Origin of the sequence: Zoogloea sp., from assembly GCF_017302315.1 — a bacterium.
GTDB lineage: Bacteria > Pseudomonadota > Gammaproteobacteria > Burkholderiales > Rhodocyclaceae > Zoogloea.
On the sequence record NZ_JAFLDT010000136.1, the window covers coordinates 1 to 5626 of the forward strand.

6 protein-coding genes and 1 pseudogene are annotated in these 5626 nt (G+C 71.9%); all 7 read right to left on the reverse strand.

Annotated elements, in window-relative coordinates:
• Positions 1–501: pseudogene (locus J0L98_RS20880) on the reverse strand (hypothetical protein); the annotation flags it as partial.
• Between the two features lies 1 nt (position 502).
• Complete coding sequence (locus tag J0L98_RS20885) at positions 503–892, reverse strand: GPW/gp25 family protein (protein ID WP_296414097.1); 390 nt, start codon at positions 890–892, stop codon at positions 503–505.
• A gap of 61 nt (positions 893–953) precedes the next feature.
• Positions 954–3476 (reverse strand): hypothetical protein, encoded by a 2523-nt coding sequence (locus J0L98_RS20890; protein WP_296414099.1) that lies wholly within the window; start codon positions 3474–3476, stop codon positions 954–956.
• Positions 3470–4168, reverse strand: coding sequence for a phage baseplate assembly protein V (locus tag J0L98_RS20895; protein ID WP_296414101.1), 699 nt, complete (start codon positions 4166–4168; stop codon positions 3470–3472). Before J0L98_RS20895 ends, J0L98_RS20890 begins: the two co-directional genes overlap by 7 nt.
• Complete coding sequence (locus J0L98_RS20900; protein WP_296414102.1) at positions 4165–5247, reverse strand: hypothetical protein; 1083 nt, start codon at positions 5245–5247, stop codon at positions 4165–4167. Before J0L98_RS20900 ends, J0L98_RS20895 begins: the two co-directional genes overlap by 4 nt.
• The gene (locus J0L98_RS20905; protein WP_296414103.1) at positions 5244–5438 is read right to left on the reverse strand and encodes a hypothetical protein; all 195 of its coding nucleotides are present in this window, start codon (positions 5436–5438) and stop codon (positions 5244–5246) included. Before J0L98_RS20905 ends, J0L98_RS20900 begins: the two co-directional genes overlap by 4 nt.
• A gap of 2 nt (positions 5439–5440) precedes the next feature.
• Positions 5441–5626: hypothetical protein (locus J0L98_RS20910; protein WP_296414104.1), on the reverse strand; the 186-nt coding region annotated here is incomplete at its 5' end.

Consider the following 5626-nt stretch of genomic DNA (forward strand, 5'->3'; position numbering starts at 1 on the left):
CTGGGCCAGGGCCGGTGCGCTGCCCATGTGATCGACGAGCAGGGTGCTGACGTTCTCGATGCCCCCGGCGAGCAGCGGGCCGGAATAGGGCTGCTTGACCCAGGCGCTGAGTTCCAGGGGCAGGACGGTGATCTCGTCGAGGGTCTGGTAGTGGACGTCGCCGGCGGTGAACTCGAGGGTGGGGCTGCCCACCGCAAAATCCACCGGTACCGGGGCGATGCCCCGGCGGGCCTCCAGGCGCACCATGGCCTGGGCGGCCCGCGCCGGCCGTGGCGGAATGGCCAGCAGGCGCAGGAACTCCAGGCGTGCCACCTCCGGCACCCGGTTGAGGCGGTAGAGGACGTTGTCGCCGAGGGCGGCAAACAGCTCCACCAGGGCGATGCCCGGGTCGGAGGCGTTGTGGTCGGTCCATTCCGGCGCGTGGGTCGGGATGCGGCGGATCAGCTCGGCACGCAGGTCGTCGAAGGCGCGGTCGTCGAGGCGGGGAGGTTGGATGGCCATGTCAGGCACCCCCGTTCAGGTAGAAGGGGAACACCAGGTTCTGCGCACCGGGTTCGCCGAGGATCTCGTAGCGGATGGCGATGCGCAGCACGGTGGCTTCCCGCGGGTCGGTATTCACGGCAACGGACTCGACGCGGATGCGGGCTTCGTCCCGGGCCAGTGCCTCGCTGACAGCGACCCGGATGCGGGTGCGCAGCTCGAGGCTGTTGGGGGCGAACAGAAAGCGCCGCAGGCCCACGCCGAAGTTGGGGCGGGCAATGCGCTCGCCGGGTTCGGTGAGGAGGATGGTGCGGATGGACTGTTCCACCGCCGCGGCACCGGAGATCCAGCCGAAGCCGTCGCCGGTGACCAGCGGGAAACGCAATCCCTGGCCGAGCTTGTCTGTGCTCATTGGAGTACCTCCGTGCTACGCACTGCGGTGCGAGCTTGCTGGGGGCGGCCCGGCGCGGTGCTCATGGTCCCCTCTTTGGAAATGGCAGGCAGAACTTCAGGAAGAGCATCCAGCTGAACGAGGGCAGCGTGATCAGCACGGTAAAGATGATCTTGAAGAGGATCAGCGCGCAGATGGTCAGCACGGGGATGCCGAAGTTGCAGATCATGCCGATGCCGAAATCCCGGCGCGTGTCGGCCATGTCGGCGCCGGTGATGACGCCCGAGCCGGGGGGCGCCGCCATGCCGGCAAAGGGCTTGGCCCGGGCGCGGGCAATGCGCGGGATGTCGCGCAGCAGCTTGGGGATGTCGGGCATCTGGATGCTGGCCGGGCGGGCGCCGAGGAGGTCGGTGGGGTCGGCGATGGAGAAAGGCTCGCTGCGCCGCGTCCACACAATGCGTTCGGGCTCGCAGGGGGTGTGACCGGCGACGCGCACCCAGGCCCAGGCGGCGTAGAGGTGTTCGGCATCAAAGCGCAGGCGCGGCAGGGCGTCGCTGCTGCGGGCTTCGGGCAGGGCCAGGCGTTCAGGCTCGGCGGTATAGCGGGCGGCGGCCGCGGTGCGGAAGGCGGCCAGCACGGTGCCGGCGACCCGGATGCCGGGCAGCACCAGCAGGCCGCAGGGGGGTTGTTCGTTGAGGCTGAGCTGGGCTGCGCCCAGGGACAGGCCGGCGCGCAGGCCGGCCACGGCGGTGCCCAGCTCGGTCTCGATGGTCTCGATGCGGGCATTGAGCTGATCCACCGCGCCATTGCCGGCGGCGGCCAGGCCGTCGTCGAAGCGGGCGTAGATTTTGGCGATGGCCTCGCCGTGGCCATGGGCATCGAGGATCCACTGGGCCGGCAGGGCCACCGGCGGCCACGGCGGGGTGGCCTGGATGTCGCCCCGGGCTGCCTCCTGGGCCAGCAGGGTTTCGGCCAGCTCGGCCAGGGCGGCGAGGCCCATCTGACGCTTGCCGTCGGCGGCTACGGCCTTCAGGTCGGCGGCCAGGGGATCGTTGTAGAGGGCCTGGTTGAGGCGCGCAGCCAGGGTAAGGCGGCAGCCGCGCAGGCGCAGCAGGGCCATCACCACCACCACGGCCAGGTGGTCGGTGCCGACCAGGCCGGAATTGCCCTGGGCCGGCGGCGGCAGGGCGGTGCCGGCGAGCCAGGCATCCATCAACTGATGCAGGCGCTGGCGCAGCAGGGTGTCCCAGGCGCTGTTGCCGGCGTCGCTCAACCAGACGGCGGCAGCAGTGGCCTGGACGCCCGCGCTGACGCCGGGCAGGTTGTTGAACAGGCCCGGCGCGCTGGCCGTGTCCGCGGCCGTACTGGCGGCCCACAGATCGGTGCCGCTGCGCACGTTGCCGGCGATGTCGGCGTCGTCGGTGGCCGCCGCGGTGATGGTCTGCCACAGCCGGGCCAGCGCTTCCAGCAGGGCCTTGTCGATGGTGTGGGCGAGGGTGTTGCCCACCTGGCCAAGCCCGGCGGGGGCGGTGGCGACCAGGTTGTCGGAGATGGCGGTGGCGGCTGCTGCGGAGGGCCGTGCCGGCAGCACGGTGGCGTCGAGCAGGCTGCGCAGGTGGGGCAGGGCGGCATTGCGCAGATCGACGGCGCCCTGGAAGAGGGTGTCGAGGCGGGCCTGGGTGTGCTGGCTGAGGGCCGTGGCAATGGCGGCGGGGGTGTCACCGGCCTGCAACTGGGTCGGGACTTCCCGGGCAGCGCTGAACACCGGCAGGTAGCCGTACAGGGTGCAGTGTTCGGCGGCCTGCCCGGCATCGGGGGGCAGCAGGGAGAGGGGGGCGCTGAGGAGGCCCAGGGGTGGCAGCGGGTCTGCTGCGCCCAGGTCGAGCAGGGTGCGCAGGCGCAGCTCCAAAGCGGCGCCGGGGGCGGGCAGTTTTGCCGGATCAACCGCAGCACCGGCGGCACCGGTCTGCAGGTCGGTGGGCAGCAGGGGCAGCCAGGCGCCATGCCGTTCATCGACGGCGATCCAGTCCTCCCAGCGTTCCGGGCTGCCGGCCGTGCCGGGGATGAAGCGGCGGATCACCGCACCGCTGCCCTTGATGCGCTTGCGCGCCACCCGCGGCCAGCCGGCGGCGGCGCAGACCAGGTCGAAGCTGATGAGGTTGAAGCGCTCGTGCAGGGGCAGGTAGAGCTTGCGCAGCCACGGGGGCGTGGCGGCCTTCTCGGCGGCCACGAGGCCGTGGGGGATGCCGTCGGCGTCCATGGCCGGGCCGCTGGAGGCTTCGATGTCGGCGCTGGCGGGTGTGCGCCGGGCCAGGCTGGCCGTGGCGTAGCGGGCCTGCCCATGGGCATCCACCAGCCCGGCCGGCGGCTCGGACCAGTCGCGCCAGGGCAGCAGCCGGGGCAGGGTCGCGCGCTTGCCGGCCGCCGTCGCCAGAAAGTCGTCCATGAAGCTGTCGCTCTCGAAGGACAGCAGGCGCGGCGGCGCTTCGGCGGGCACCTGGGTGAGGTCACGCAGGAAGAAGGGCGCGGTGGCCAGCAGCCGCTCCCGCGAGGGGGCGCGGTCAGCCGGAACGAGGAGGCGCCTGCCCGCGGCCCGGCTCACCATATGTTCCCCACGCCCGGTGTGTAGCTGGGGGAGACCACGCTGTTGGTGATCACCGCGTCGGCCTTCACCACCCCCGAGAAGGTGGACATGGCCGCATTGACGGTGACCATGGCTGCCGTGACTTCCAGCCCTGCCGGGGCCTGCACGGTAACCCGCACATTGGCGGTGATCTCGATGTTGCCCACCACGTCGATCTTCACCTGGGCGCCGTTGGAGTGGGTCAGGGTGACGGTGCCGCCGGCTGCGTCGTCGAGGGTGAAGGTGTGGCCGCCGTTTGTCTTGAGCTCCACCTTTTCGGCGCCGGCGGTGTCGTCGAAGGTGAGGGTGTGGCCGCTGCGGGAGGTGATGGAGCGGATGTTGTTGGCGCTGTCCATGCTCTCGGGGGGCGTATCGACGCCGTTCCACAGGGCACCAATGACCACCGGGCGGCGCGGGTCGCCGGCGGTGAAGGCCACCAGCACCTCGTCGTCCACTTCGGGGATGAACCAGGTGCCCCGGTCGGCGCCGGCCATCAGGGTGGCGAGGCGGGCCCAGGCCAGGGCGCTGCCGCCGTCGCTCTCTTCGACGAAGGGCAGGCGGATCTGCACGCGGCCCTGGCTGTCCGGGTCCTGCACGTCGGTGACGATGGCCGGGTAGACGCCGTAGAGGCGCTGGCGCTCACCCGCCGGTGCGGAGCTGGCGCCGGGAATCATGCGGACTCTCCCAGGTTGGGCCGCTGGGCCTCGAATTCGGTGCGGTAGCCTTCCACCTGATCGAAGCGGTGGGTGACGGCGGTGACCAGGTAGGTGCCGGCAAACCAGGGGCCCAGATCGACCAGCTCCACCTTCGATCCCACGTGCAGTTGCGGCGTGCCGCGGGTCACGCCGAGCCCGCGCAGGAAGCGGCGGGCGCGGCGGCGCAGGGCGGCTTCGGCCAGGGTGCGGGCTTCGGCACCGGTGGCGGGGGCTTCCAGGTGGAGGTCGTCGGCGGCGTTGGCAAACACCCGGGTGACGATCTCGGGGCCGAGGCGGCCGGGGCCGGCCTCGGGGCGGATGGCGTCGGCGCCGGCGCTTTCGTGGATGGCCTCCTTGGCGGCCACGTCGTAGCCATGCACGCGCACCTCGCCGCGCTGGTGGGCCAGGTCGGCGAGCACGGTGAAGCGGATCAGCTCGTTCTCGCGGCTCAGGCGGATCGGGGTGTCGGTGAGGGCCGAGGCTTCGTTGATATGCACGGTGCCGTCACGCAGGGCGATCAGGGCGTCGCCGCTGCGGCTGCGCAGGGCGCTGAGTTCATCTTCGTTCACCTGCAGCAGGGCCACGTGGCTGGCGCCGCTGCGCCCGGCGTCGGGGCTCAGGCTGGCGTCGGAGAGGATGCGGCCGGCGATGTCGCCGTCGCTCTGGTTTTCGGAGAGGCGGGTGCGGCGGCGGTAGCGCAGGCCGGCGAGGGCATCTTCGGCCAGCAGGGTCAGCTCGGGCGGGCGCAGCTCCGGGTAGGCGGCGCCGATGCCGGTGATGAGGCCGTCGAAGACGGTCAGTTCGTCGCCCGTGGTGCTGAAGGCGATAGCCAGGCGCTTGCCGAAGTCGATGTCGGCCGTATCGAAATGCACGTAATCCACCGGCTGGCCGGGTTCGCGGCTGCCCCAGTTGAGGAAGATTGCTTCCAGGGAGGCAACGCCGGCCGCGTCGGCGCGGGCCTCGAGGCGGATCAGGTCGGCCTCGAGGCGCTCGGCGCGTTGCCCGTCCACCTTGATCTGCGGGCGGCCGCTGGCCAGGAAGGGGGCTTCTGCGCTCATGGGCACTCGCTCCGATGGCGCAGCTGGCGCTCGAGCTCTTCGGCCACCAGGGCGCGGACGAGGGCGCGGAGGTCTTCCATGCGCACTTCGAAGGGGGCGTCGTCGGCCGTGGCGCCGCTGCCCGCTTCGGCCGTGCTGCCGCCCGGCAGGGTTTCGATGGTGGTGGACACTTCGCCGATGGAGACGGGCATGCTCAGCCTCCGCAGCAGCGCCGACAGCCGCAGCCGCCGCAACTGCAGGTGGAGTGATTGGCGTGGCCGGCATGGGCCGCGGCCGCCGGGGTGGTGGTGGCGGGCAGGCTCTCCCAGCGGGGGCGGCGTTCGCCCGCGGCCCTATCGACGGGTGTGCCCCGGCTGGCAAACAGGGGGCTGCCGGCCGG